At 68.9% G+C, this 24,878-nt stretch carries 26 protein-coding genes and 3 tRNA genes; 17 read left to right on the forward strand and 12 right to left on the reverse strand.

Annotated elements, in window-relative coordinates; all coding sequences use genetic code 11:
* Positions 1 to 55 precede the first annotated feature (55 nt).
* From gyrA to CJ226_RS04565, 7 genes are all read left to right on the forward strand, one after another.
* On the forward strand, positions 56 to 2,611 hold the full coding sequence (gene gyrA, locus CJ226_RS04535) for a DNA gyrase subunit A (protein WP_025102876.1): 2,556 nt from the start codon (positions 56 to 58) through the stop codon (positions 2,609 to 2,611).
* The gene (locus CJ226_RS04540) at positions 2,608 to 3,012 is read left to right on the forward strand and encodes a DUF3566 domain-containing protein (protein WP_025102877.1); all 405 of its coding nucleotides are present in this window, start codon (positions 2,608 to 2,610) and stop codon (positions 3,010 to 3,012) included. The genes gyrA and CJ226_RS04540 overlap by 4 nt, the downstream gene beginning before the upstream one ends.
* Positions 3,013 to 3,173: 161 nt before the next feature.
* Positions 3,174 to 4,589 carry a sensor histidine kinase gene (locus CJ226_RS04545; RefSeq protein WP_257996515.1) on the forward strand — a complete coding sequence of 472 codons (1,416 nt, stop codon included), beginning with the start codon at positions 3,174 to 3,176 and terminating at the stop codon, positions 4,587 to 4,589.
* The gene (locus tag CJ226_RS04550) at positions 4,577 to 5,266 is read left to right on the forward strand and encodes a response regulator transcription factor (protein WP_025102879.1); all 690 of its coding nucleotides are present in this window, start codon (positions 4,577 to 4,579) and stop codon (positions 5,264 to 5,266) included. Before CJ226_RS04545 ends, CJ226_RS04550 begins: the two co-directional genes overlap by 13 nt.
* A complete protein-coding gene (locus tag CJ226_RS04555; RefSeq protein ID WP_146008200.1) occupies positions 5,263 to 6,171 on the forward strand; it encodes a DUF4097 family beta strand repeat-containing protein in 909 nt (302 codons plus the stop codon). Before CJ226_RS04550 ends, CJ226_RS04555 begins: the two co-directional genes overlap by 4 nt.
* Before the next feature lie 85 nt (positions 6,172 to 6,256).
* A tRNA-Ile gene (locus CJ226_RS04560) sits at positions 6,257 to 6,330 on the forward strand.
* Between the two features lie 26 nt (positions 6,331 to 6,356).
* Positions 6,357 to 6,432, forward strand: a tRNA-Ala gene (locus CJ226_RS04565).
* A 9-nt stretch (positions 6,433 to 6,441) separates the two neighbouring features.
* Here CJ226_RS04565 and CJ226_RS04570 read toward each other — a convergent pair.
* Together CJ226_RS04570 and CJ226_RS04575 are read right to left on the reverse strand one after the other, a co-directional pair.
* Entirely contained in the window at positions 6,442 to 7,563 is a 1,122-nt protein-coding gene (locus CJ226_RS04570; protein WP_102208749.1) for a Xaa-Pro peptidase family protein, read from the reverse strand.
* Positions 7,564 to 7,613: 50 nt separating this feature from the next.
* Positions 7,614 to 8,060, reverse strand: a complete 447-nt coding sequence (locus CJ226_RS04575) for a hypothetical protein (RefSeq protein WP_102208458.1) — start codon at positions 8,058 to 8,060, stop codon at positions 7,614 to 7,616.
* A 133-nt stretch (positions 8,061 to 8,193) separates the two neighbouring features.
* On the opposite strand from CJ226_RS04575, the gene CJ226_RS04580 reads away from it, so the two are divergent.
* Positions 8,194 to 8,616 carry an NUDIX hydrolase gene (locus CJ226_RS04580; protein WP_062637704.1) on the forward strand — a complete coding sequence of 141 codons (423 nt, stop codon included), beginning with the start codon at positions 8,194 to 8,196 and terminating at the stop codon, positions 8,614 to 8,616.
* A 14-nt stretch (positions 8,617 to 8,630) separates the two neighbouring features.
* Here CJ226_RS04580 and CJ226_RS04585 read toward each other — a convergent pair whose 3' ends face one another.
* On the reverse strand, positions 8,631 to 9,113 hold the full coding sequence (locus CJ226_RS04585; protein WP_231868296.1) for an aminoacyl-tRNA deacylase: 483 nt from the start codon (positions 9,111 to 9,113) through the stop codon (positions 8,631 to 8,633).
* Positions 9,110 to 9,607 carry a hypothetical protein gene (locus CJ226_RS04590; protein WP_025102885.1) on the reverse strand — a complete coding sequence of 166 codons (498 nt, stop codon included), beginning with the start codon at positions 9,605 to 9,607 and terminating at the stop codon, positions 9,110 to 9,112. Before CJ226_RS04590 ends, CJ226_RS04585 begins: the two co-directional genes overlap by 4 nt.
* Before the next feature lie 146 nt (positions 9,608 to 9,753).
* Between CJ226_RS04590 and CJ226_RS04595 the strand changes: the two genes are divergently transcribed.
* Positions 9,754 to 10,311, forward strand: a complete 558-nt coding sequence (locus CJ226_RS04595) for a peptidylprolyl isomerase (protein ID WP_025102886.1) — start codon at positions 9,754 to 9,756, stop codon at positions 10,309 to 10,311.
* A 21-nt stretch (positions 10,312 to 10,332) separates the two neighbouring features.
* Positions 10,333 to 11,226: a rhomboid family intramembrane serine protease gene (locus CJ226_RS04600; protein WP_062637702.1), complete on the forward strand. Its 894-nt coding sequence runs from the start codon at positions 10,333 to 10,335 to the stop codon at positions 11,224 to 11,226.
* 151 nt (positions 11,227 to 11,377) lie between these two features.
* Here CJ226_RS04600 and CJ226_RS04605 read toward each other — a convergent pair whose 3' ends face one another.
* Positions 11,378 to 11,617, reverse strand: coding sequence for a cell division protein CrgA (locus CJ226_RS04605; RefSeq protein WP_025102888.1), 240 nt, complete (start codon positions 11,615 to 11,617; stop codon positions 11,378 to 11,380).
* A gap of 104 nt (positions 11,618 to 11,721) precedes the next feature.
* On the opposite strand from CJ226_RS04605, the gene CJ226_RS04610 reads away from it, so the two are divergent.
* The 3 genes from CJ226_RS04610 to CJ226_RS04615 are packed head-to-tail and all read left to right on the forward strand — an operon-like array spanning position 11,722 to position 13,324.
* Positions 11,722 to 12,516, forward strand: a complete 795-nt coding sequence (locus CJ226_RS04610; protein ID WP_062638016.1) for a class E sortase — start codon at positions 11,722 to 11,724, stop codon at positions 12,514 to 12,516.
* A 23-nt stretch (positions 12,517 to 12,539) separates the two neighbouring features.
* Complete coding sequence (locus tag CJ226_RS17800) at positions 12,540 to 12,695, forward strand: membrane protein (protein ID WP_036292274.1); 156 nt, start codon at positions 12,540 to 12,542, stop codon at positions 12,693 to 12,695.
* Positions 12,692 to 13,324 (forward strand): aminodeoxychorismate/anthranilate synthase component II, encoded by a 633-nt coding sequence (locus tag CJ226_RS04615; protein ID WP_102208459.1) that lies wholly within the window; start codon positions 12,692 to 12,694, stop codon positions 13,322 to 13,324. Before CJ226_RS17800 ends, CJ226_RS04615 begins: the two co-directional genes overlap by 4 nt.
* A 15-nt stretch (positions 13,325 to 13,339) precedes the next feature.
* On the opposite strand, the gene pknB is transcribed toward CJ226_RS04615, so the two are convergent.
* The 7 genes from pknB to CJ226_RS18005 are packed head-to-tail and all read right to left on the reverse strand — an operon-like array spanning position 13,340 to position 22,218.
* Positions 13,340 to 15,031, reverse strand: a complete 1,692-nt coding sequence (gene pknB / locus CJ226_RS04620; protein WP_062637698.1) for a Stk1 family PASTA domain-containing Ser/Thr kinase — start codon at positions 15,029 to 15,031, stop codon at positions 13,340 to 13,342.
* A 45-nt stretch (positions 15,032 to 15,076) separates the two neighbouring features.
* Positions 15,077 to 16,828 (reverse strand): serine/threonine-protein kinase, encoded by a 1,752-nt coding sequence (locus tag CJ226_RS04625; RefSeq protein WP_082803013.1) that lies wholly within the window; start codon positions 16,826 to 16,828, stop codon positions 15,077 to 15,079.
* Entirely contained in the window at positions 16,825 to 18,279 is a 1,455-nt protein-coding gene (locus tag CJ226_RS04630) for a penicillin-binding protein 2 (protein ID WP_062637694.1), read from the reverse strand. Before CJ226_RS04630 ends, CJ226_RS04625 begins: the two co-directional genes overlap by 4 nt.
* 1 nt (position 18,280) lies before the next feature.
* On the reverse strand, positions 18,281 to 19,666 hold the full coding sequence (locus CJ226_RS04635; RefSeq protein ID WP_062637692.1) for an FtsW/RodA/SpoVE family cell cycle protein: 1,386 nt from the start codon (positions 19,664 to 19,666) through the stop codon (positions 18,281 to 18,283).
* Positions 19,663 to 20,967 (reverse strand): PP2C family serine/threonine-protein phosphatase, encoded by a 1,305-nt coding sequence (locus tag CJ226_RS04640; RefSeq protein WP_025102895.1) that lies wholly within the window; start codon positions 20,965 to 20,967, stop codon positions 19,663 to 19,665. The genes CJ226_RS04635 and CJ226_RS04640 overlap by 4 nt, the downstream gene beginning before the upstream one ends.
* A 7-nt stretch (positions 20,968 to 20,974) precedes the next feature.
* Complete coding sequence (locus tag CJ226_RS04645; RefSeq protein ID WP_025102896.1) at positions 20,975 to 21,496, reverse strand: FHA domain-containing protein; 522 nt, start codon at positions 21,494 to 21,496, stop codon at positions 20,975 to 20,977.
* Positions 21,493 to 22,218: a DUF3662 and FHA domain-containing protein gene (locus CJ226_RS18005; protein ID WP_180964533.1), complete on the reverse strand. Its 726-nt coding sequence runs from the start codon at positions 22,216 to 22,218 to the stop codon at positions 21,493 to 21,495. The genes CJ226_RS04645 and CJ226_RS18005 overlap by 4 nt, the downstream gene beginning before the upstream one ends.
* Positions 22,219 to 22,362: 144 nt before the next feature.
* On the opposite strand from CJ226_RS18005, the gene CJ226_RS04655 reads away from it, so the two are divergent.
* From CJ226_RS04655 to CJ226_RS18010, 4 genes are all read left to right on the forward strand, one after another.
* Positions 22,363 to 22,445: transfer RNA gene (locus CJ226_RS04655), tRNA-Leu, on the forward strand.
* Between the two features lie 294 nt (positions 22,446 to 22,739).
* Positions 22,740 to 23,060, forward strand: coding sequence for a hypothetical protein (locus CJ226_RS04660; RefSeq protein ID WP_102208461.1), 321 nt, complete (start codon positions 22,740 to 22,742; stop codon positions 23,058 to 23,060).
* 447 nt (positions 23,061 to 23,507) lie between these two features.
* Positions 23,508 to 23,969: a hypothetical protein gene (locus CJ226_RS04665; RefSeq protein ID WP_102208462.1), complete on the forward strand. Its 462-nt coding sequence runs from the start codon at positions 23,508 to 23,510 to the stop codon at positions 23,967 to 23,969.
* A 187-nt stretch (positions 23,970 to 24,156) separates the two neighbouring features.
* Positions 24,157 to 24,878 (forward strand): hypothetical protein (locus tag CJ226_RS18010; RefSeq protein WP_180964534.1); only part of this gene is annotated, 722 nt, incomplete at its 3' end.

Below are 24,878 nucleotides of genomic sequence, written 5' to 3' on the forward strand. Positions count from 1 at the left end.
AGCGTGTGCCAGGGGATCCGACGCCTCGACAAGCTCAGCCAACCAGGAAAGACACATGACTGACGAAGAACGCCCCGACATCACCGAGGGCCACGAGCACGGCAAGATCGACCAGGTCGATCTGCAGTCGGAGATGCAGCGCAGCTATCTCGACTACGCCATGGCGGTCATCGTCGGCCGTGCGCTCCCCGATGTGCGCGACGGTCTCAAGCCGGTGCACCGCCGAGTGATCTACGGCATGTACGACGGCGGGTTCCGCCCCGACAAGTCGTTCTCCAAGTGCGCCCGCGTCGTCGGCGAGGTCATGGGTCAGTACCACCCGCACGGCGACTCGGCGATCTACGACGCGCTCGTCCGTCTCGTGCAGCCGTGGTCGCTCCGGTACCCGCTCGCTCTCGGCCAGGGCAACTTCGGCTCGCCCGGCAACATGGGCGCGGCGGCACCGCGGTACACCGAGACGAAGATGGCCCCGCTCGCGCTCGAGATGGTGCGCGACATCGAAGAGGACACCGTCGACTTCGCCGACAACTACGACGGCCAGACCCAGGAGCCGACGGTTCTGCCGTCCCGGTTCCCGAACCTCCTCGTCAACGGCTCGGTCGGCATCGCGGTCGGCATGGCGACCAACATTCCGCCACACAACCTCCGCGAGGTGTCCGATGCCGCGCTCTGGGCGCTGGACAACCCGGACCTCCCCCGGGAGCAACTGCTCGACGGGCTGATCCAGCGCATCCCCGGACCGGACTTCCCGACCGGCGCGCAGATCCTCGGCACGAAGGGTATCCACGAGGCGTACCGCACCGGCCGCGGCTCGATCACGATGCGCGCGGTCGTCAACGTCGAGGAGATCCAGGGGCGGACGTGCCTGGTCATCACCGAGCTGCCGTACCAGGTGAACCCCGACAACGTCGCCGTCAAGATCGGCGACCTCGCGCGCGACGGCAAGATCACCGGCATCGCCGACATCCGCGACGAGTCCTCGGACCGCACAGGTCAGCGCCTCGTCGTCGTGCTCAAGCGCGATGCCGTGGCGAAGGTGGTGCTGAACAACCTCTACAAGCACACGCAGCTGCAGGAGAACTTCGGCGCGAACATGCTCGCGATCGTCGACGGCGTGCCCCGGACGCTCGCGATCGACGGCTTCATCTCGAACTGGATCGCCCACCAGATCGACGTCATCGTGCGACGGACACAGTTCCGGCTGAACGAGGCCGAGAAGCGCATGCACATCCTGCGCGGCTATCTGAAGGCGCTCGACGCGCTCGACGAGGTGATCGCGCTCATCCGCCGTTCCCAGACGACGCAGGATGCGAACGAGGGTCTGCAGAAGCTCCTCGACATCGACGAGATCCAGGCCGATGCCATCCTGCAGATGCAGCTCCGTCGCCTCGCCGCGCTGGAGCGTCAGAAGATCATCGACCAGGCCAACGAGCTCGAGGCGCTCATCGCGGACTACAAGGCGATCCTCGCCGATGAGGGCCGGCAGCGGACGATCATCCGCGAGGAGCTCACCGCGATCGTCGACCGGTTCGGCGACGAGCGACGCACGCACATCCTGCACGGCTTCGACGGCGACGTGTCGATGGAAGACCTCATCGCGGAAGAGGAGATGGTCGTCACCGTCACGCGCGAGGGCTACATCAAGCGCACGCGCAGCGACAACTACCGCTCCCAGCACCGCGGCGGCAAGGGCGTCAAGGGCGCCCAGTTGCGCGCTGACGATATCGTCGAGCACTTCTTCGTCACGACGACCCATCACTGGCTGCTGTTCTTCACCGACAAGGGCCGGGTCTACCGCGCGAAGACGTACGAGGTGCCGGAGGCCGGGCGTGACGCGAAGGGCACACACGTCGCGAACCTCCTCGCGCTGCAGCCGGACGAGAGCATCGCGCAGGTCCTCGACATCCGCGACTACGCCGTGGCCGACTACCTCGTCCTTGCCACGCGCGACGGCCTGGTCAAGAAGACCCGTCTCGACAACTACGACACCAACCGCCAGGGCGGCGTGATCGCGATCCGGCTGAACGACGAGGACGAGCTGGTCAGCGCCCTCCTCGTCAACGCCGAGGACGACATCCTCCTCATCAGCCGCAAGGGGATGTCGGTGCGTTTCCAGGCGACTGACGAAGCCCTGCGCCCGATGGGTCGCGCCACCGCCGGCGTGAAGGGCATGAAGTTCCGCGAGGGCGACAGCCTGCTGTCCGCTTCGGTCGCCGCACCCGGGAAGTACGTGTTCGTCGTCACCGACGGCGGCTATGCCAAGCGCACCGCCGTCGAGGAATACCGGGTCCAGGGGCGCGGCGGATACGGCATCAAGGTCGCCAAGTTGAACGACGATCGGGGCACCCTCGCGGGTGGTCTGATCGTGTCCGAGGACGACGAGGTCTTGGTGGTTCTGTCCAGCGGCAAGGTGGTACGCTCTGCCGTGGCCGAGGTCCCCGCCAAGGGTCGCGACACCATGGGAGTGGTGTTCGCCCGCACGACGGAGGCCGACCGCATCCTCGCCATCGCCCGGAACGGCGAGCGTGGTCTCACCGAAGAGGAGACCGAGCCGGATGCCGATGCCGAGGCCCCCCAGACGACTGAGACACCCGAGGATACAGACGCATGAGCACAGTGGCCGACAAGCTGGCGAAGAAGTCGACACGGAAGACCGGCGGTAAGCAGGTCCGTCTGCGCCTCGTCTACGTCGACTTCTGGTCCGCCGTGAAGCTCTCCTTCTTGGGAGCGGTCGCACTGGCCGTGGTCACGATGGTGTCGTTCTTCCTGATCTTCCTCGTGCTCCAGGCCACCGGCATCATGTCCACGGCCGACGAGTTCGTGCGCAGCTTCACCGACGGCGCCATCCCGCTGTCGGAGCTCGTGGGTCTGCCGCAGGTCATGGCGTTCGCCGCCGTCGTCGCGATCCTCAACCTCATCGTGTTCACGGTGCTCGGTGCGGTCGTCGCGGGCATCTACAACCTGGCGGTGAAGGTCACCGGAGGGCTGCTCGTCGGCTTCATGTCGAACTGAGCCTCCGAGACCCCGTCTTTCCGCCGAAACCCCGGCCTGCGCACCGATGCAGGCCGGGGTTTCGGCGATAGGGCGGGGTTTCGGCGGGGTAGGGAAAACCCGAACGGGAGTGTCCGGCTGACTCGGTGGGCGCGGTCGCGCGGCGGCCCTACCGTGGAAGCATGACCACACAGACTGCGACCCCCGGGGCCGCTGCGACCGGGAAGCCGCCGCTGCGCATCCCGCTCACGATCCTGCATCTCGCCGGCGTCGGGGTGATCGGGGGCGGCATCTTCGGGATGCTCGGCGGCCTCCTCGGCACCGGGCTCGGCCTCCTCTTCGTCTTCGGCGTCGGCATCGTGGTGCTCGTGGGCCTCGTGTATGCGCTCTTCGGCGTGGGCTGGTTCGAGATCGCCCGCGTCGCCGGCCTGTACCGCGTGCCGAACACCCCGCTCAGGCTCCAGCCGCGGGACCGTCCCGGCTTCGGCGGCTGGCTCCGCTCGCTCGGGCGGCAGGCCATCGACGGACGGATGTGGCGCGCGGTCGCGAACTTCGCGATCACCGCCGTCCTCGGCTTCGTGGTCCTGCGGCTCTTCTGGGCATTCCTCTGGTCGATCATCATCGCCTTCGCCCCGCTGACGTCGGCCGAGACGATCATCGGCCCCTTCGGCGGCGGGCAGATCCCGGTGTCCTGGGCGCCCCTGATCGGCATCCTCGGTGCGCTCGCCTCGGCCGCCGGCATCATCGGCCTCGCCCTCCTGGCTCGCACGCTGGCGCTGGCGATCGTCGCCCGAGCCCGGGAGGTCGAGCTCACCGAGCGTGTGCGGGCATCCACCGCCCAGCGGGAGGGAGCGGTCCGCGCCGCCGACCTGGAACGGACGCGGATCGAACGCGACCTCCACGACGGCGTCCAGCCGCGGCTCGTGTCCGTCGGGATGACCCTCGGGCTCGCGCAGCAGAAGATCGACACCGATCCCGACGCGGCGAAGGAGCTCATCTCCGAGGCGCACACGTCGACCAAGGCCGCGATCACCGAGCTGCGGCAGCTCGCGCGAGGCATCCACGCGTCGGTGCTCGACGACCGCGGCCTGGACGCCGCACTGTCGGCACTCGCCAGCCGCTCCCCCATCCCCGTGCAGTTGGACGTGCGGATGGACCCTTCGACAAGCTCAGGGACCCAGGGTTACGGCTCAGGGATCCAGGGTGGCGGCTCAGGGATCCAGGGTGGCGGCTCAGGGATCCAGGGGGGCGGCTCAGGGACCCAGGGGGGCGGCTCAGTGATCCAGGGGGGCGGTGCCGGGGCAAGCCGGCCGGGGCGCGATGCGGAGGCGGCGGTCTACTTCTCCATCGCCGAGTCGCTGACCAATGCGGCGAAGCACTCCCGGGCCAGCGAGGCACGGGTCACGGTCCGGCTCCGCGAGGGGAACACCCTCTGGGCGCGGGTCGAGGACAACGGCATGGGCGGAGCCCAGGTCATCCCGGGCGGAGGCCTCGACGGCATCGCGAACCGGATCCTCGCCGCCGGCGGGACCTTCCGTCTCGACAGCCCCCAGGGCGGTCCGACCAGCCTGGAGGTGAACGTGCCATGCGCATCCTGATCTGCGAGGACTCCGTCCTCCTGCGCGAGGGGCTCGTGCGTCTGCTCGAAGACGCCGGCCACGAGGTGGTCGCCGCCCTCACCGACACCACCGACCTCCGTGCCACTGTGGCATCCACCTCCCCGGACCTCTGCATCCTCGATGTGCGGCTCCCGCCCACGTTCACGGACGAGGGCATCCGCGCGGCGCTGGACCTCCGGGCGGTGCATCCGGCGCTCGCCATACTCGTGCTTTCGCAGTACGTGGAGGAGCGCTACGCGTCCGACCTCATCGCCGCGCAGGGGGGTCCGCTCGGCTACCTCCTGAAGGACCGGGTGGCGGATGTCGCCGAGTTCATCGATTCGGTGCAGCGGATCGCCGACGGGGCCACCGTGCTCGACCCGGAAGTGGTGGCTCAGCTCCTGACCCGGCGGAACCGCGACGACCGCATGATGCGCCTCACCGAGCGGGAGCGCACCGTGCTGGCCCTGCTCGCCGAGGGCAAGTCGAACCAGGCGATCGCCGGCCTCCTCTTCCTCTCGGCGGCGAGCGTCGAGAAGCACATCACCTCCATCTTCCAGAAGCTGGGCTTCGAACAGGACGAGTCGGGCAACCGCCGCGTGCTCGCCGCCCTCGCCCACCTCGAGAACACGGGCGGCACGACGCCGCCGAACGGCCAGACAGGAGTCACACGATGACCACCGAGAACACCGGAGCACAGGGCGGCCACACCCCGATCACTCCTCCCCCGCCGCCGTCCGCGGCGTCCCCCGCGGCGGCGCCCGGCGCGCCCGGGCCCCGGCGCTCCTCCGGAGCGACCGCCGTCATGATCGTCACCGCGGTGGTCGGTGGGATCGCCCTGCTCGGAGCCGGAGGCACGGCGGCCGTCGCGGCGACCGGCACCCTCCTCTCCTCCAGCCGTCCGGATTCGGTGCGGACGGTGGACGTCGACGGCGTCACCGCGATCGATCTCGACGCCGACGCGAGCATGGTCCGAATCGACTTCGGCGATGTGGACGCGGCGGAGCTCTCCGTGACCAACGGCCACGGTGCGTGGACGTTCGAGCGCGAGGCCGACGAGCTCGTCGTCCGGAGTCCTCGACCGGCCTTCGGCTGGTGGTTCGGCAACTGGTTCGGCGACGACGAGCGCGCGGTCCTCACGCTGCCGGAGGAGCTCAGCGGCTCCGACCTCGACGCGAGTCTCACGCTCGATGCCGGCGCTCTCGACGTCTCCGGTGAGTTCGGCACGCTGGAGGTCCAGATCAACGCCGGATCCCTCGACGTCTCCGGTGCGGCCTCGGCCTTCGATGTGCAGATGAACGCGGGACGCGCGGACGTCCTCCTGGAGGGCGTCGACCAGGCGGATCTCGGTATCGCTGCGGGCGATCTGACCGTGGAGCTGACCGGCGACGCGCCGGCGACGACCACGATCGACGTGAGCGCCGGATCGCTGAATCTGACCCTTCCCGACGTGGAGTATCGGATCAGTCAGGACGTCAACGCGGGCTCGTTCGATGCCAGGGTCGACGAGTCCCCGAGCGCTCGACGCACGATCGACGTGTCCGTGTCGGCCGGCAGCGTGGACGTCAGCCCGGGACGGTGACCGGCCGAGGGCGGGGATCCCGGAGGGGGTCCTCGCCCTCGATTCGGATTTTCGGCGAAACTCCGGTAAAGTTCTGGAGGTTGACGGGGCTATAGCTCAGGCGGTTAGAGCGCTTCACTGATAATGAAGAGGTCCCAGGTTCAAGTCCTGGTAGCCCCACCCTTTCAATTCAAGAATTCCCTCACGGGGCCTTAGCTCAGTTGGTAGAGCGCCTGCTTTGCAAGCAGGATGTCAGGAGTTCGAATCTCCTAGGCTCCACCATCCTCCCCCTCACCGGTCGGTCGCCGTGAGTTCGTGCGGCGCCGTGTTCAGGCGCTCGGCCCCGTCCGCCGTCACGACCACGATGTCCTCGATGCGGGCACCCCATTCGCCGGCGAAGTAGATGCCGGGCTCGATGCTGAAGGCCATGCCCTCTCGGAGCACGAGGTCGTTGCCGGGGGCGATGTAGGGCTCCTCATGCACCGAGACGCCGATCCCGTGACCCGTGCGGTGCAGGAACGCCTCGCCGAGCCCCGCCTCCGTGAGAACCGAGCGGGCGGCCGCGTCGACCTCCGCCGCCGTGACCCCGGGGCGCACCGCGTCCACGGCCGCCTGCTGCGCGCGGACGAGGGTGGCGATGCGATCGGCTGCCACCGGATCGGGAGTTCCGACGACGTAGGTCCTCGTGCTGTCGGAGTTGTAGCCGCTCGGCACCGCGCCGCCGATGTCGACGACCACCACGTCGTGCTGCTCGATGACCCGGTCGGAGACCTCGTGGTGCGGGTCAGCGCCGTTGGGCCCGGAGCCGACGATGACGAACTCGACGGTCCGATGCCCCTCCTCCACGATCGCCGCGGCGATGTCGGCGGCGACCTCCCGCTCGGTGCGGCCGGCGCGCAGCCATCCGGGCACGCGGCGGTGCACGGCATCGATCGCCGCGCCGGCTCGGCGCAGTTCGGCGATCTCCTCGTCGTCCTTGGTCATCCGGCCCTCGCGGAGGACGGGTGTCGCGAGCTCGAGCCTGGCCTGCAGCCGTTCCCCGATCGGGACGACGTGCAGCGCGGGAAGCGCATCCGACACCCCGACGCGGGAGACGGGACCTGTCGCCGCGGCGACGAGGGCGTACGGATCGTCGCCGTCGACCCAGTCGGCGACGGTCAGTCCGAGCTCTCCGACGGCCGTGCTGCGCACCTTGGCGAGCTCCATCCGCGGGACGATGACCGTCGCCGCGCCCTGCGGCGGCAGGACGAGGGCGGTCAGCCGCTCGATGGTGTCACCCTCGACACCGAGGAGGTACTGCAGGTCGGGGCCGGGGCCGACGATGATCGCGTCGAGGCCAGCCTCCTGGGCGCGTTCCTGCGCGCGTGCCAGACGGCGGGCGTAGACGGCGGCGGAGAAGGGAAGGGTGCTCACAGGCACCACGCTAACGCGAGCGGCCCCGCTGCGTCAGACCCACTTCGGGATCAGCTGATCGCCTGGCGGATGCGTCCGGCGAGGAACTCGAGGTCCTTCTCCGTGAGCGCGGTCACCGCGTACGCGGTCGGCCAGACGGTGCCGTCATCGAGGTGGGAGATCGGCTCGAACCCGAAGGTGCCGTAGCGGACCTTGAACTTGCTGGCCGGCTGGAAGAAGCACAGCACCTTCCCGTCGCGGCCCCACGCCGGCATGCCGTAGTACGTCCGCGGCACGAGTTCCGGCGCCACCTCGGAGACCAGCGCGTGCAGCTTCTCGGCGAGCAGCCTGTCCTCGTCGGTGAGCTTCGCGACGGCCTCCTTGAGATCGGCCTCGCCGGCGGCCCGCAGCTCCTCGGGCGACTTCTTGGCCCGCGAGCGTCGGGTGCGGGCCTCCTTGGCGGCGGCCTGCATGGCCTCGCGCTCCTCGGCGGTGAAGTTCTTCTCGGTGTCAGCCATGATGTTCCTCTCGTGGGCCGGATGATGCTCCCAGCGTAGGGACGGCGCGTGATGCCGGGCTTCTCGATTCGTGATCGATCACCCCGATCGTCACGCGGCGGGGACGGCCCGAGACCCGGATAGGGTGTGACGCATGGACCTGCGCGTCGCCGCATACGGGGTCGTCACCGATGAGGGTGGACGCCTCCTGCTGGCGCGGTGGACCGAGGGCCGACGTGTGGCGTGGACGCTCCCGGGCGGCGGCCTGGAACCGGGCGAGGCGCCCGAGGACGCGGTGCGGCGGGAGCTCCGCGAGGAGACCGGGTACACGGTCCGGGTCGGACAGCTCCTCGGCATCCACTCCCGTGTCATCCCGGCAGGGCGGCGCGTGCAGAAGTCGTCAGACCCCCTGCATACCCTGCGCATCGTCTATCGGGCCGAGGTCACCGGCGGGAAGCTGCGCTGGGAGACGGACGGCTCCACCGATCGCGCCGAGTGGTTCGCGCTCTCCGCGGTCGCCGGACTGCAGCGTGTACGGCTGGTGGACATCGCGTTGCGGATGGCCGGCCTGGTCTGAGGATCGGGCGGACGTCAGCGCTCGTCGGGCACCGAGATGTCGGCGACGGTCGCGCCGTACGCCGCGATGAGGTCGTCGGCGTCGACGAACAGGCTGTAACCGTGCGCACCGGCGCCCATCGCGACCCGCTCGCCCACGATGGACTCATCGGCGTAGACCGGCCAGTCGGTGGTGCTGCCGATCGGGACGATGGTCCCGCGTTCATAACCGGTCGCCGCGAGAGCGAGCTCGGGTTCCGGCAGGCGGAGCTTGTTCACTCCGACGACGGCGCGCAGCTTCGGCCACGAGATGGACCGCCCACCAGGGATGAGCGCGAACAGATAGGTGTCGTCCGAGCGCTTCACCACGAGGGTCTTCACGATCCCGGACGGCGGGATGCCGAGGATCTCGGCGGCCTCGACGAGGCTCCGCGCCTGCGGCCGCTCGCGGATCTCGATGTCGAGTCCGCGGGCGGCCGCAGCATCCCTCACCCGCGCGTGCGGGTCGGGAGTGGTCACGCGTCGGGAGCCGACAGCGGGTCGTCGGCGACCCAGAGCTCGTCGTCGGCCCGCAGCGCCTGCCAGGCGGCGTAGAGCACGCCGACGGCGGCGGCGGCGCCCAGGACGATGGCGATGACGGATCCGAGGCCCGGACCCTTCTTCTGCGAGACCGCCTTGCGGGCCTTGTACTCGACGCCGTGGCGCTTCGCGTTCGCGACGTCCCAGGCGGTCAGCGCCGTACCCACGACCCCGCCCACGATGGGGACGACCTTGTCGTCCACGACATGCTTGCCGGCCTTCACCGAACGGTCGACGACCGGGGCGACGCGGCGGTTGTAGGTGTCCTGGACCACGGGGACGATCTGCTCGCGATTGAAGTTGCCGAGCTGGCGACCTGCCTCACGAGCGACGTCGGCAGCGTGGCCGACGAGCACCTGCTGGTCTTCCCACAGCTGGTTCGCGTCCTTCTGAAGACGACGAAGCTGCTTCTTCCGCTTGCGGCTGAGGCTCACGATGCTCTCCTGTCCATTGGAGTACGGGTTCCCCATCTTGCCACGAGAGGCTGGATGCGGCGAGGGAATCGCCCGCCCCTTGCATCATCCGCCCCCGCGTTGTACGCGCCCGGCCCGCTCACCGGAAGCTCTGCGAGAATGAACGCATGGTTCACGCTTCCCACGTCGCAACTCTGCACACCAACCACGGTGACATCGTCATCAACCTCTTCGGCGACCACGCCCCGAAGACGGTCAAGAACTTCGTCGGTCTCGCCGACGGCTCCCAGGAGTGGACGCACCCCGCCACCGGCAAGCCGGGCGAGGGTCCCCTCTACAAGGACGTCATCTTCCACCGCATCATCCCGAACTTCATGATCCAGGGCGGCGACCCGCTCGGCCAGGGCGTCGGCGGTCCGGGGTACAACTTCGACGACGAGATCAACAACGAGCTCAACTTCAACGAGCCCTACATCCTCGCGATGGCCAACGCGGGCCTCCGCCGCAACGCCATCACCGGCAAGGTCGAGGGCACGAACGGCTCGCAGTTCTTCATCACCACCGACCCGACCCCGTGGCTGCAGGGCAAGCACACGATCTTCGGCGAGGTCGCCGACGACGCATCGCGCAAGGTCGTCGACGCGATCTCCGCGGTCCCGACGGCGGCGGGCGACCGCCCGATCGAGCCCGTGGTGCTGCAGTCGATCGACATCGTCGCCGCCTGACGACAGCGACGGCCGATCCGGATGACGACGCCCGAGTTCACGAACAATCGTGAGAACTTCTGCTACCGGCATCCGGATCGGCAGTCCTTCGTGCTCTGCCAGCGGTGCCTCCGCACCATCTGCCCCGAGTGCCAGACGCCCGCCCCGGTCGGCGTCATCTGCCCGGAGTGCATGAACGCGGAGCGCAAGAACCGCACCCCCGCTCAGAAGAGGGCTGCGCGACGCTGGCGCGGCGGCGGCGCCACGACCATGGGGGCCGTGCGCAGCGGCAAGCCGGTCGTCACGTACGTCCTGCTGGCGGTGACGTCGTTCATCGGCCTCGTGCAGCTCATCCCCGGGCTCAACGCCCCGATCATCCAGGCTCTCGGCTTCTACGCGCCGTTCCTCTACCCGAACCTCTCCCTCCTGCCGTTCGAGCCGTGGCGACTGCTGACCGTGCTGTTCGTGCATGGGGGTTTCGTGCATCTCGCCCTGAACATGCTCGCCCTGTGGATGCTCGGGCAGAACCTCGAACCGATGCTCGGTCGTGTCCGCTATCTCGCGCTGTACCTCATCAGCGGTCTCGGCGGATCCGTCGCGGTGGCCGTCCTCGCGCCGGAGACGTGGACGGTCGGCGCCTCCGGGGCGATCTTCGGGCTCCTGGCGTCGCTCCTGATCATCGGGCGCCACATCGGGGCCAACGTCACGGGCATCCTCGTGATCCTCGGCATCAACTTCGCCTTCGGGTTCTTCGCCGGTGGCATCTCCTGGCAGGCGCACCTCGGCGGCGCGATCACGGGCGCGCTCGTGGCCCTCATCTACGTCCGCACGAAGCGCCGCGACCAGCGGACCTGGCAGATCGTGTCGCTCGCCGCCCTGGTGGTGCTGTTGATCGTCGTGGTCGCCGTGGTGCCGCCCCTCATCCTTTTGGCCTGATCCCGAGTTGTTAACAGGGTTGTTAACCCCTGTGAATAACATCGGTGTAATTCTCCCCAGTGTGGGGATAACCTGTGGATAACGTCGGACTCTCGGACAGACGAAAGAACCCCTCGCCGCGGTGGCGAGGGGTTCTTGTCGTTGCCGGCGGTCAGCGCCAGCGTGTGGTCATGAGGAATCCGATGAGGGCGATGCCCAGACCGATGGCCAGATTCCAGTTGTCGAGGCCGGGGATGGGGAACTGCATGCCCGAGATGTAGAAGACGAGGATCCAGGCGAGGCCGAGGAGCATGAAGCCGATCATCACCGGCTTGAACCAGACGGCGTTGGGAGCGGCGTCGCCCTCGGCGCGCTCGACGGCGGGTTCTTCGGTCTTGCGGTCACGTGCCATGCCGTCATTGTACCCGGGAGACCTCGGCGCCGACGAGACGTGAGGACGCGGATCGGCGGCGCCCCGACTCCTGCTGCACAGGTCCGGCGGATATGATCACGCCCATGACTGCATCTGTCGTGCCTGGGGGGCGGCGCGGACGGCGGCAGCGACCCCGGTCGCGCGCCACGTTCGCGAGTGTGCTCGGCGAACTCCTCCTGACCGCCGGCGTCATCGTGCTCCTCTTCGTCGCCTGGCAGATGTGGATCGGCGACATCATCATCGCCGCCCAGAAGAACGAGGAGGGCGCCGCGATCTCGCAGCAGCTCGCCGCGGGCGAAGCCCCCGAGCCCCCGCCTCTCATCGAGACGGACGACGGCGAGACGGTCTATCAGGCGCCGGTCCCGGCGGCACCGGCCGACGGCGAGTGGTTCGGGCAGATGCACATCCCCCGGTTCGGGGCCGACTACAACTTCGGGATCTACGGGGGGACCAGCCGGGCGCGCACGCTCGATCAGAAGGGCATCGGGGTCTACACGCAGTCGAAGATGCCCGGAGAGGTCGGCAACTTCTCGCTCGCCGGCCACCGCACGACCTGGGGCAAGCCGTTCAACCAGCTCGACAAGCTGCACGTGGGCGACGCGATCGTGGTGGAGACTCCGGACGGGTGGTACACCTACCGGTTCCGCACCCTGGAGTACGTGAAGCCGACGCAGACCGACGTGCTCGCCGACGTGCCGCAGATGCCGGAGCAGCAGACGGGGGAGCAGTACATCACGTTGACGGCGTGCTCGCCGCTGTACTCGCTCGCCGAGCGCATCGTCGCGTACGGGGTCTTCGAGAGCTTCCAACCGCGAGCCGAGGGGCCCCCGCCGGCCCTGACCGATCCCCCGCCGCCGCCGGCCGCGCCGTCCGTGTGACCCCCCCAGGAGAGAGAAGACCCATGTACGCCGCACTCTGGCGCCTGCTGCCCGGCCCGTGGTGGCTGCGCGTCCTCATCCTGCTCGTGGTGATCGCCGCGGTGCTCTACGCCCTGTTCTGGTACGTGTTCCCCTGGGTCAGCCCCCTCATCTCCCCCGGCGAGGTCGACGTCGAATGACGCGCGTCCTGGTGGTCGACAACCACGACAGCTTCGTGCACACCCTCGTCGGTTATCTCCGGGAGCTCGGGGCGGACACCACCCTCGTCGAGTCGGACGCGACGGACGCCGCGGCGGTCGAACGGATGCTGGACTCCCACGACGCCCTCCTCCTCTCTCCCGGCCCCGGGGCCCCTGCCGACGCCGGGGTCTCGGTCGAGGCTGCCCGGATCGCGATGCGCCGCGGCGTGCCCACGCTCGGCGTGTGTCTGGGACACCAGGTCATCGGAGCCGCGCTCGGGGCACCCGTCCGGTCGGCACCTGCGGTGATGCACGGCATGGTCTCGGCGGTCCGTCACGACGGCTCCGCGCTGTTCGCCGGCCTTCCGTCGCCGTTCGACGTCGGGCGCTATCACTCGCTCGCTCTCGCCGTCGGCGACCTCCCCGCCGACCTCATCGTGACCGCCACCGCGCCCGACGGCACCGTGATGGCCCTCGCGCACCGGACATTGCCGCTGCACGGGGTGCAGTTCCATCCGGAGAGCGTGCTCACCCGTGGTGGTTATCGGCTGCTTGCGAACTGGCTCGGGCTGTGCGGGGACGAGGAGGCCGTCTCCCGATCCGCTCGCCTCGATCCGCTGGCACGCTGAGCCGGCGGGTCTGGGTCAGGATCCGGTGCAGTAGCGGAGCTCGACCGACGACCCGACGGGAACGTCGCCGGGCGCGACGGACATCGAGTGCACGGTCGCCGGGTCCGTCGCCGGGCACTCCGGGGCGGCGGTCGGAACCGGTGTGAGCCCGAGATCCTCGAGCTCCTGCGTTGCCGAATCCAGGGACCAGCCGACGACGTTGTTCAGGGTGATCTTGCCGCTGGCGACCTCGAGGTTCACCACCGTGCCGGGAGCCACCTCGGCATCCGCGTCTTCACTGGCGGTCATGACGGTGTTCGCGGCGAGAGCCTTGTCGTTGCGCTGGGTCACGGTCCCCAGTTCGAGCCCGGCGTCCTTGAGCGCCTTCGTGGCGGCATCCAGGGACATGCCCTCCAGCTTCGGCACGACGACGGTCTCCTCGCCCGAAGACACGTAGAGCGTGACGGTCGAGCCCTGCTCCACGGACACACCGCCCTCCGGATCGGTGCGGATGACGTTGCCCTCCGCGATCGAGGGACTCGACTCGATGATGATCTTGGAGGAGAGGTCGAGTTCGGCGAGGTCGTCCTGCGCGCGTTCCGAGGCGACGTTCGTCAGATCCGGGACGACCCGCGAGGTGCTGGGCACGTCGGCGGGGCGCATGCTGATGGTCCACACCCAGAACAGCACAGAGGCCAGGAGGACCGCGAGCAGGGCGACGCCGGCCCAGATCCACGCGACGGGCGGCCCCGACTGCGTGCGGGCCATGGTGGTGTCGGTGCTGAGCTGCCGGAGAGATCGCGCCGTCTCCTGCGCCTGCCGCGGATTGGGCCCGTAGAGCTCGCTGGTCAGAGCGCCGATCTGCTTGCGTGTCGGTGCCGCGCCCGTCACTGCGGCGTCGAGGGCGGCGCGGAAGTGCGCGGCATCCGGATACCGCTGGTACGGGTCCTTCGCGAGGGCGCGGAGCACGATCGGATCGAGGGCGGCCGGAGCCTCCTCGTTGACCTCGGAGGGCGGCACCGGCGTCTCGCTGACATGCTGGTAGGCGACGGCCACCGGGGACTCTCCTCGGAACGGCTGGCGTCCGGTGAGCAGCTCGTACAGCACGACCCCGGTGGAGTAGAGGTCTGCACGCGCGTCGACGGGCTCGCCCTTGGCCTGCTCGGGGGAGAAGTAGGCGGCGGTGCCGATGATCTGCGTCGTCTCGGCGACCGTGGAGGAGGAGTCGGACACCGCGCGCGCGATGCCGAAGTCCATCACCTTCACCTGGCCCTTGTCGGTGACCATGACGTTGCCGGGCTTGATGTCGCGGTGCACGACGCCGGCGCGGTGCGAGTAGTCGAGCGCTTCGAGGATGCCGTCGACATAGCGCACAGCGTCCTGGACGGGCACCGGGCCGTCGGCGATGATCTTCTTCAGAAGCGTGCCCTTGACGAGCTCCATCACGATGTACGGCGGCTCGTCCGAGGAGCTGTCGACCGTCGAGGGGTCACCGGCGTCGTACACGCGGACGATCGACGGGTGCGACATGCGTGATGCCGCCTGCGCCTCGAGCCGGAAGCGGGTGCGGAAGCTCGTGTCCCGCGCGAGCTCGGGATCGAGGATCTTGATCGCGATCTCGCGGCCCAGCGTCAGGTCGTACCCGCGGTACACCTTCGCCATCCCGCCATGCCCGATGAGCTCGTCGACGCGGTACCGGCCCGCGATGACTCGTGGCTCTGTGGACACGGATGAACCCCCTGGAAACGACTGCGGCTGGACTGGATACTCAGGCTACCCTTGGGTGGCGTTCCCGCCGTCACCCTCGTCATCCTGCGGATCGAGGATCGTGACGGACAGCGGCGGCGAGGCGTTGGACGTCCGCTGGTCTCCGCCGGAGCACAGTCCCTGGTAGGTGGCGATGAGCTGCTGGCCCGCCGCGTCGCCGACCGTCACCTGCGCGTTGCGCTGGGTGGGCTGGAAGTTCGGGCCGCCGGAGACGAAGGTCCCGTTCTGCAGGGAGACGACGTATCCGGAGAGGGTCGTGCCGCTGGGGCAGGTGAATCCCGTGCCCCAGGAGATCGTCACGGTGCTGCCCGCGATCGGCTCTCCCGTGATCGTGGGCTGATCGGTGGGCGTCGGAAGCGGCGTGCGCGCTGCGTAGACGGTGAGGGTGATCGGTGTCGTCGTCTCGACGTTGCCCGTGGGCTGCACGCGGTAGACGGTACCGACCTGAGCGTCGGTCGGTGCGGGGTCGCCGTCCGCGCACGAGATGTCGGTGAAGCCGGCCTCTTCCAGGGTGGCGGTCGCCGTACCGCAGTCCATGCCGTTGAGGTTGAGCGCCGTCACGTTGACGCGCGTCTCCTCCGGGGTGGGTGGCGGCGTCGGTGTCTGCGCCTGGGTCTGGGTGGGCTTACGGGTCGCGGATGCCGTGGGATCCGGGTCGGCGTCCTTGCCCTGGTTGCCGAACAGCGCCCACAGGGTGGGGACGGCGACGACGAGCAGCAGCACGATCAGCGCGATGAGAGGCCACGTCCAGGCGCTCTTCTTCTTCTTTTTCTTCTCCTGCTCCTCCGCGGCGGCCTCGTCGGTGGGAAGCTGCGCGGTGGTGGGGAGGATGCGTGTCGTGCCGTCGTCACCGGTCGCGGTGAGCATGCGCGTGGCGTCGTCGTCGCCGGCGATGCCGCCCGTCGCGATGGCGGGCACGGCGATGGCCGCGGAGTTCAGGTCGCCGCGACGCAGGGCCTGGGCCGCACGGGCGACCGTGGCCGAGGACGAGGGGCGATCCGCCGGCTTCTTGGCGATCATCGCCATGACCAGGTTCTGCACGGGGATCGGGACCGTCGGCGGCAGCGGCGGCGGCTGCTCGTTGATCTGCGCCATGGCGATCGCGACCTGCGACTCGCCGGTGAAGGGGCGCTTGCCGGCAAGGCACTCGTACGCGACGATGCCCAGCGAGTAGGTGTCGGTCGCGGGGGAGGCCGGGTGACCCGACGCCTGCTCCGGCGACAGGTACTGCACCGTGCCCATGACCTGGCCGGTCGCGGTGAGCGGGACCTGGTCGGCGATGCGGGCGATGCCGAAGTCGGTGATCTTCACACGGCCGTCGGGCGTGATCAGGAGGTTCCCCGGCTTGATGTCGCGGTGGACGAGACCGGCCGCATGCGCGGCCTGCAGGGCCGAGGCCGTCTGGGCGACGATGTCGAGCGTCTTGTCGGCGCTCAGCGAGCCGTCGCGCTCGAGGATCGTCGAGAGCGCCTCGCCGGGCACGAGCTCCATGACGAGGTAGGCGCTGCCGTTCTCCTCGCCGTAGTCGAACACGCTGGCGATGCCCTCATGGTTGACGAGAGCGGCATGCCGAGCCTCGGCACGGAAACGCTCGAGGAACCCGGGGTCCCCCATGTACTCGTCCTTGAGGATCTTGATCGCGACGGTACGTCCGATGACGTGATCCGTCGCTTCCCACACCTCGCCCATGCCACCGATCGCGATACGCGACTGCAGCTCGTAGCGACCACCGAACGACACACCCTGCGTCGGCCTCATCTGCCCAGCACCGCCTCTATGACCTTCTTCGCAATCGGAGCGGCGATGGTGTCCCCGCTTCCTGATTGACCCTGTCCGCCGCCGTTCTCGACGACGACCGCTACCGCGACCGCGGGGTCGTCCGCGGGGGCGAACCCCGTGAACCACAGCGTGTGCGGCCTGTTTCCGTTCTCCGCCGTTCCCGTCTTACCGGCTACGTCGACCCCGTCTATTCTTGCACCCTGCGCGGCGCCGTTTGAGACGCTCGCGACCATGGCGGAGGTGACCTCGTCGGCGACGTCGGCCTCCATCGCCCGGCCGAACTCCGTGCTCTCGAACGATCGGACGACGGAGAGGTCGTTGCCGATCACGGCGTCGACCATCTGCGGGTTCATGACCACGCCGTCGTTCGCGATGCCCGCCGAGACCATGGCGATCTGCAGCGGTGTCGCGGTGACCTGACCTTGTCCGAATCCGGTGAGCGCGGTCTGTGCGTCGTCCAGGCCCTGGGGGTAGCTGGAAGGCGTCGAGGTGAGCGGCGTGTCGAAGCTGCGGTTGAAACCGAACTTCTCCGCCATCTCCCGGATCGTGTCGTCGCCGAGTTCGACAGCGAGCTCGGCCATGGGGATGTTGCAGCTCAGGCGGATCGCCTCGGCGATCGTGACGGTCTCCCCGGGCCCACAGGCGCCTCCCCAGGCGTTGGAGACCCGACTGTTCGAGCCGGGGAGCGTGTACGAGGTGGGGTTGGGCAGCGTCGACTCCGGAGTCCAGTCCCCGCTCGCGTAGGCGGCGGCCGCCACGACGATCTTGAAGGTCGAGCCCGGGGGGTTGAGGTCACCCGCGATCGCCCGGTTGGACAGCGGCTTGCCCGGATCGGCCACCAGCTCGTCGTACGTGGCGTTGGCCGCGTTCGCGTCGTGCGTCGCCATGCGGTTCGTGTCGAAGCCCGGAGTGGAGGCCATCGCGAGGATCCGCCCGGTCTTCGGGTCCATCGCGACGACCGCTCCCTGCAGGCCGTCCAGGGCCTCGACAGCGGCGCGCTGTGCGGCGGTGTCGAGGGAGAGTTCGACGCTGAAGCCGCGCTGAGGCTGGCCGGAGAGGATGCGCTCGATCTCGGCGAAGAAGGCGTTCGAGCCGGTGCCGGAGAGATCGGCGTTCATCGCCTTCTCGATGCCCGTGGCCGAGCCCAGGGCGGGGTTGAAGTACCCGGTGACGGGTTCCCACAGGCCCGGGTCGGTGTACACGCGCTGGAACCGGTACTGGTCATCGCTCGGGACCGAGTTGGCGATGGCGGTGCCGTCGACGATGATCGCGCCGCGCTGGATCTCGTAGCTGTCCAGCCGCGTGCGCTTGTTGTGCGGATTCTGCGACAGGACATCGGTCTCGACGACCTGGATCCAGCTCGTGGCGGCGAACAGCGCGACGAACATGAACAGCATGACGATGCTGAGTCTGCGGAGCTCTTTGGTCATGTCAGCCGATCACCACCCGGGGCTGACGGCGGACGCCGTCGGAGATGCGGAGCAGAAGCGCCACGATGAGCCAGTTCGCGACGAGGGAGGAGCCGCCGGCGGCGAGGAACGGCGTGGTCAGACCCGTCAGCGGGATGACCCGCGTCACGCCGCCCACCATGATGAAGACCTGGAGGGCGATCGTGAACGACAGCCCCGTGGCGAGCAGCTTGCCGAAGTCGTCCTGACCCGCGAGCCCGATGCGGACGCCGCGGCTCACGAACACCATGTAGAGGCAGAGGATCGCGAAGAGGCCGATGAGGCCGAGCTCCTCGCCGAGGCTGGTGATGATGTAGTCGCTGTGCGCCAGCGGGGTGATCTCCGGGCGGCCCTGGCCCCAGCCGGTGCCGATGAGGCCGCCGCGGGCGAGACCGAACAGTCCCTGCATGGGCTGGTAGCCGGCGACGTCGGGGTCGACCTTGGAGGAGTCGAACAGGAACAGCCAGTTGATGAAACGACCCTGCACGTAGCTGAGGATCTGCGAGGCGGCGGCGACGCCGGCCACCACGAGGCCGAGACCGATCAGCACCCAGCTCGTCTTGCCCGTCGCGACATAGAGCATCGCCACGAACATGCCGAAGATGAGCGTTCCGGTGCCGAGGTCGCGCTGGAAGACGATGATGCCGAGCGAGACGAGCCAGACCACGAGGACCGGACCGAGTTCGCGCATGCGCGGCCAGGTGATGCCGAGCACCCGCTTGCCCACCGAGGTCAGGCTCTCCCGCGTGCGCACGAGGTAACCGGCGAAGAAGATCGCCAGGCAGATCTTGGCGAGCTCGCCGGGCTGGAAGGCGAACATGCCGCCCAGCGACACCCAGACCTGGGCGTTCGCGTCGGGGATCCGCAGACCGGGCACGAACGGCAGGAGCAGCAGGAGGATGCCGGCGAGGCCGAAGATGTAGGTGTACCGGAAGAGGATCCGGTAGTTGCGCAGCATGATGACCACCGCGATCGCGCCGGCGAGGGAGATGGCCGTCCAAGCGAGCTGCTTCGTGGAGTAGGCGTTCCACCCGGTGTTCCCGAACGCGATGTCGATCCGGTAGATCATCGCGACGCCGAGGCCGGTGAGCAGCGTCGCGATCGGGACCACGAAGGGGTCGGCGTCGGCGGCGACGAAGCGGAGCACGACGTGCAGCGCGAAGGCGAGGGCGGCGAGTCCGCCGCCGATCGCCAGGATCATCGGGTCGATCGTGCCGAGAGCGCCGAGCTGGACGAGCGTGAGGGCGGCGCCGCTGATCGCGCAGGCGAAGAGGAGCAGCCAGAACTCGCGGTTGCGCTGCGTCTGGGGCATGCGCAGTCGGCGCAGGGCCTTGATGACGGTGGTGTCGGCTTGGACGTCGGTGCTCATCCGGCACCTCCCGACGGCGTCTCGCTCGGCGAGGGGAGCGGGGTGGGCAGCGGCGTCTGCTCGATGATGTTGGCCTCGGCGCCGGAGCGGAGCCGGTCGACGATGGCCATCGCGTCCGAGAGCGAGCGGGCGCTGATGGTGCGCTCGACCGAGGCCCGCTGATACGGCGGCAGATCGGCGAGGAGGATCTCGGTGTCATCGACCGGGGTCGACAGGGTGATCGGACCGATGTTCTGCTGCACGCCCTGGAAGATCACCACGCTGTCCTCATCGGCGCCGATGAAGTAGCGCGTCTGCGTCCAGCTGTATGCCGCGAACGCGGCGAAGCCGAGCATCGCGAGGACGACGACCGCGCCGGCGATCCAGCCCAGTCGGCGGCGCTTGGCGCGACGGCGATCCTCCTCGATCAGCTCCTCGAGGTACTCGGGCGCCGGCTCGAAGTGGCTCGGCTCGTTCGCGGCCTGCCGCACCGGGTGCAGCCAGTTGCTCCGCGGCGCGCGGACCGGCGGCACGTAGACCCCGGACGGGTTCGACGCCGCGCCGACGATCGTGGCCGTGCCGGAGTGGACGGGGTGCTGTCCGCCGACGTCGACGATCACGATCGTGACGTTGTCCGGGGCGCCGCCGTCGAGGGCCTGCTTGAGGAGGTTGTCGGCCGTGCGCCCCGGGGCGAGCCCGAGCTGCATGGCCTTGAGGATGCGGGCCTCGTCCACCACGCCCGAGAGGCCGTCGGAGCAGAGCAGCCAGCGGTCGCCGGGCTGCGCGTGCATGACGAACATGTCGAGCTCGGGGTCGGCGTCCATGTCGCTGAGCACGCGCATGAGGACGGAGCGCCGCGGGTGGTACCTGGCCTCTTCCGGGGTGATGCGACCAGAGTCGACCAGTCGCTGCACGAAGGTGTGGTCCGCGGTGATCTGCGTGAGCGCGTCGTCGCGGTAGAGGTAGATGCGCGAGTCGCCGATGTGGCCGATGACGGCGTACTCGTCGACCATGATGATCGCGCTGAGCGTGGTGCCGAGCCCGGCGAGCTCGGGACGATCCTTCGCGGCGCGGATGAGGTCGCCCGCGGCCGTCGTGGCGGCGGCCTGGAGGGCGGCCTGCGCGTCTTCCGTGGAGGAGTACGGCTGATCCAGCGGCTCCATGCGCTGGATCGCGATGCTGGAGGCGACGTCGCCGCCCGCGTGTCCGCCCATGCCGTCGGCGACGACGAACAGGTTCGCCCCGGAGTACCCGGAGTCCTGGTTGTTGGAGCGGACCTTCCCGGTGTGGGAGATCGCGGCGCTCGAGCCTTCGAAGACCATGCCGGCGTCAGGCCCTCAGCTCGAACGTCGTCGCGCCGACCTTGACCGGGGTGCCGAGGCTGAGGGAGACCGGGCCGCCCGTCACCCGCTGGCCGGCCACGAACGTGCCGTTCGTCGAGTCGAGGTCCTGGATCGCCCACGTGTCGCCGCGGAGCAGGAGCCGGGCGTGATGGCTGGACGTGTAGTCGTCGCGGATCACCAGGGCGGATTCGCTGGAGCGGCCGATCGTCATCGCGTCGGAGCCCAGGGGCAGTTCAAGACCCGCCTTCGGTCCGGACGTGATCACGAGGCGCTTCGCCGTGGCCACGGTGGCGGGACCGGTCGACGGTCGCGCCGACGAGGGACGGGGCGGGGCGGCCGGTGCCGCGGCCGGAGCGGCGGCGGGTGCTCCCGCTGTCGCCTCCGCGGGGAGCTTCCGAGCCCGCACCCCGAACAGGTCGGCGCGCAGGGAGTACACGACCCCGAACACGAAGAACCACATCAGCACGAGGAAGCCGATGCGGAGCAGGAGCAGGACCAGTTCACTCATCCGAGGGCTCCGAACACGCGGGTCGCGTCGTCGTCGGGGCGGGACGACCGCGACGGGGTGGCGACGGGGACGATGCGGAACACGAGGTCGGTGCGACCGATCGTGATCGTGGTGTCGGAGGGAAGGGCGGCCTCGCGGAGCTTCTGCCCGTCGACCTTCGTGCCGTTGGTGGATCCCATGTCGCGGAGCATGGCCCGCTCGCCGTCCCAGAGGATCTCGGCGTGACGACGGCTGGATCCCGCGTCGGCGATGGTGATGTCGGCGTCGGAGCCACGGCCGATCACGGTGCGGGCACGGGTGAGGGTGTGCCGGCGTCCGTCGACGTCGACCACGGCCTGCCAGCTGACGCGTCCTTCGACGGTGCCCGAGGTGACGCGCACGGTGCCGGTGGCGACCTTGTCGTCCGCCTCGAGCGCGAGGGACAGGGGGCCGGCGAAGCTGTAGCCCTGCGACTTCGCGTGCTTCGTGAGGAGTGCGTGCAGCTCGTCCGTCAGCGCGCCGCCGAGCTCGCGCATGCGCTCCGCGTCGTCGGGGCTCAGGCGCACGACGTAGTTGTTGGGCGCGATGATGCGGTCACGGCTCACCACGGCCGCAGTGGTATCCGCCTCGCGTCGCAGCGCCGAAGCGATCTCCACGGGCTGGATGCCGCTGCGGAAGGTCTTCGCGAACGCGCTGTTCACTGCGCGCTCGAGACCCTTCTCAAAGCTGTCAAGTAGTCCCACTGGGCTCCTCTGGCATGCCGACCGGTAGGGACATCGTAGCCAGGTGACCTGGGGGAACGCCGCCGACGCCCCTGCCGGGGTGTGCAACGCGGGCGAAAACGCGTGATATCCTCGGAAAGTTGAGTTCTTCGGAGCGAGACGCTCGCGCGAGTGGCGGAATGGTAGACGCGCTGGCTTCAGGTGCCAGTGTCCGTATGGACGTGGGGGTTCAAGTCCCCCCTCGCGCACAGCGGGCCCTGTTCGTTGATTCAGGGCAGTCTGTTCGTAAATGGAGAGCCGGTCAGGTGTAAAAACCGACCGGCTCTTCTCGTTTCACGGACTCACCTCGACACATGCCGCAGTCGTGGCGAACAACCTCCGTACCTCGGATCCGTCGTCGGCCTCGCAACATCCACATCGGTGAGCACCTAGACGGCACCCGGCCCCTGCTCAATGCGGTGCTGTGCAGGTCCTCCGCTACAGTCTCGTAGCTGTGCGATGCGACCGCGGCGCAGGTCCGAACCCCGGAGATGAGTGAGCGAATGACCGACAGCCCGGAGAATCAGCAGCAGCACCCCACGGGGGATGAGGCGCAGGATCCCCGCGCCCGACTGAACGAGGTGACTGCCGAACTCGAGGACATCTCACGGCGGCGGCTCCGGCGTCTGCCGAACTCATGGACCCCCACCATCGAACGGCGATCCGAGGAGCTTGAAGAAGAGGCTGACCAGCTCCGGACCAGCCTTGGCGAGCCGCCGGCCACCGGGCGCCCGCCGAAGAGGGCCTGGGTCGGATGGGTGATACTCGTGGGAGTCGTCATCGTCGTAGCTGTCGCCCTCGCTGCATTCAACGGGATCTTCTAGCTAACTCGTGGGCGTGCGCGGGCGTTGCCGAGTTGGCGGGAGTGGACCCCACAGTGCATCGCGGCCTCTATGCCCGAGTAATCTGCTGCGCTGGCGCGGGCGACCGACTTGGGTCTGTTGCATAGCTGTCGCGGTTCCTGTCTGCAGTTCCGCAGCCGCGCGGATCGCGTCCGCGAACCCCGATCCTGTCTGTGTCGCCTCGGCGGGTGAATTGCATTAGTTCGCCGAACCCGCACTATTCCTTGACGTGAGATCCGACCGTCGCAGTGCTGCGGTCGCCCCTTCCCGATAGAGACATACGCAACTCGTACTTCCCGCAGATCATGTGGCGGGTTCGGGGCCGTGAAGAAACGAACATGGCCACAGGGAGACATTCATGAAAGAGTCGGTCAGAGTCTGACCGGCTCTTTCTGTTTCCCCGCGAACGCTTATCGAACGGTCCCCCGCATGAGCCCCTGGATGCACACCGTCGGACTCGTCCTCGTCCGTATCGTCTTCCCCGGCGCCCTGGCTCTGACCGCCTTGTCGCTCCTCTGGTACGGCTTCGGCGTTCTGGACGAGACGCCCGGGTTCGCCTGGGTGATGATCGCGACGGGGGCCGCAGGGTTCCTTCTCTCCCTTCTGCTGCTCTGGCGACTCAACAATGCCCGCGGTCGCGAGGATTTCCGGTGGTACGTCGTGCCGGAGGACGAGGCGGAGCAGGCCGTCCCGCCGGAGCCGATCTCGGCCGAGGAGAGGGAGCGCCTCAGCCTCGAGCTGGACGAGGTGAACCGTCGGTGGCGGGAGGCGCTGGAGGCCGGTTTCCTCTCCGGTGGCTCGCTCGCCGCCCACGAGATCCGCGCGGAACTCGAGGAACGCGCGACGGCTCTGCGCCGTCGACTCGAGGCGCCTTCCCCACCCGGGCAGTGACGAAAGTCCTCATCCTGTAGCGACGAAAGGTGACCTGGAGTTCCGTCCAGAGCCGCCCTACTCTCAGCCGTATCCCAGTTCGGAGGGGTGGGTGGACTGGGCACGGAACAGGGGAGTGTTCATGCAGTTCTCTCTGCATACGAATTCGGCGCGTGAAGAGAAGAAGGACCGGAGAACGCGACGGCGGTTGCTGTCGCCGCGACGTCCGTGGGCGGTGGCGACCATGCTCGCCCTCGTGCTCGGATCGCTCGTCGCGCCCGTGCTCCCCGCGACGGCGGCCCCGGGTGACCCGGCTCAGCTGTACCTCGGCGTCTCCTACGAGGGTCCGATCGTCGGCTCCGCCAAGGACCTGACCGCCCCGACGGAGTGCCCGGCGAACTCGGTCCTCACCGCGGTGCGAACGGAGAACCGAACGGCGGAAGCCCCCGGATCGACCGGCAACTCCATCCTCACGCGCTTCAGCCTGCAGTGCTCGACGATCACCCTGAGCAACGCGGGCGTCATCACCGCGACGGTGAACCCCACCTGGGTCGAGGGTCCGGTCTACGACCAGAGTCGCGGGAACGTGCAGACCGCGACGTGTCCCGCGAACACCTTCGTGCACCGCATCACCGGCACGACCTTCGTCGGCGACAACGGCGCGCGCTGGCCCTCGTCCGTGCAGATCACCTGCCGCCCGATGACCTTCACGGCCGCGGGAGAGCTGCGGATCAACCTCGCGGCGCCCCCCACCGTCCTCACGGCGGGCGAGAACTTCAACACCAACGGCGGTCTGGACACGCCGACACCCCGATGCGGCCCCGCCGGGACGACCGGAACGAGCGACATCGTCGTACGCGGCTACCGGGCGCAGAGCGGTGGCGAGGGCATCGACGGGTTCAACCCCTCCTGTACGACCATCCCCGACGA

The organism is Microbacterium sp. UMB0228 (assembly GCF_002871415.1).
In the GTDB taxonomy this organism is placed as follows: Bacteria; Actinomycetota; Actinomycetes; order Actinomycetales; family Microbacteriaceae; genus Microbacterium.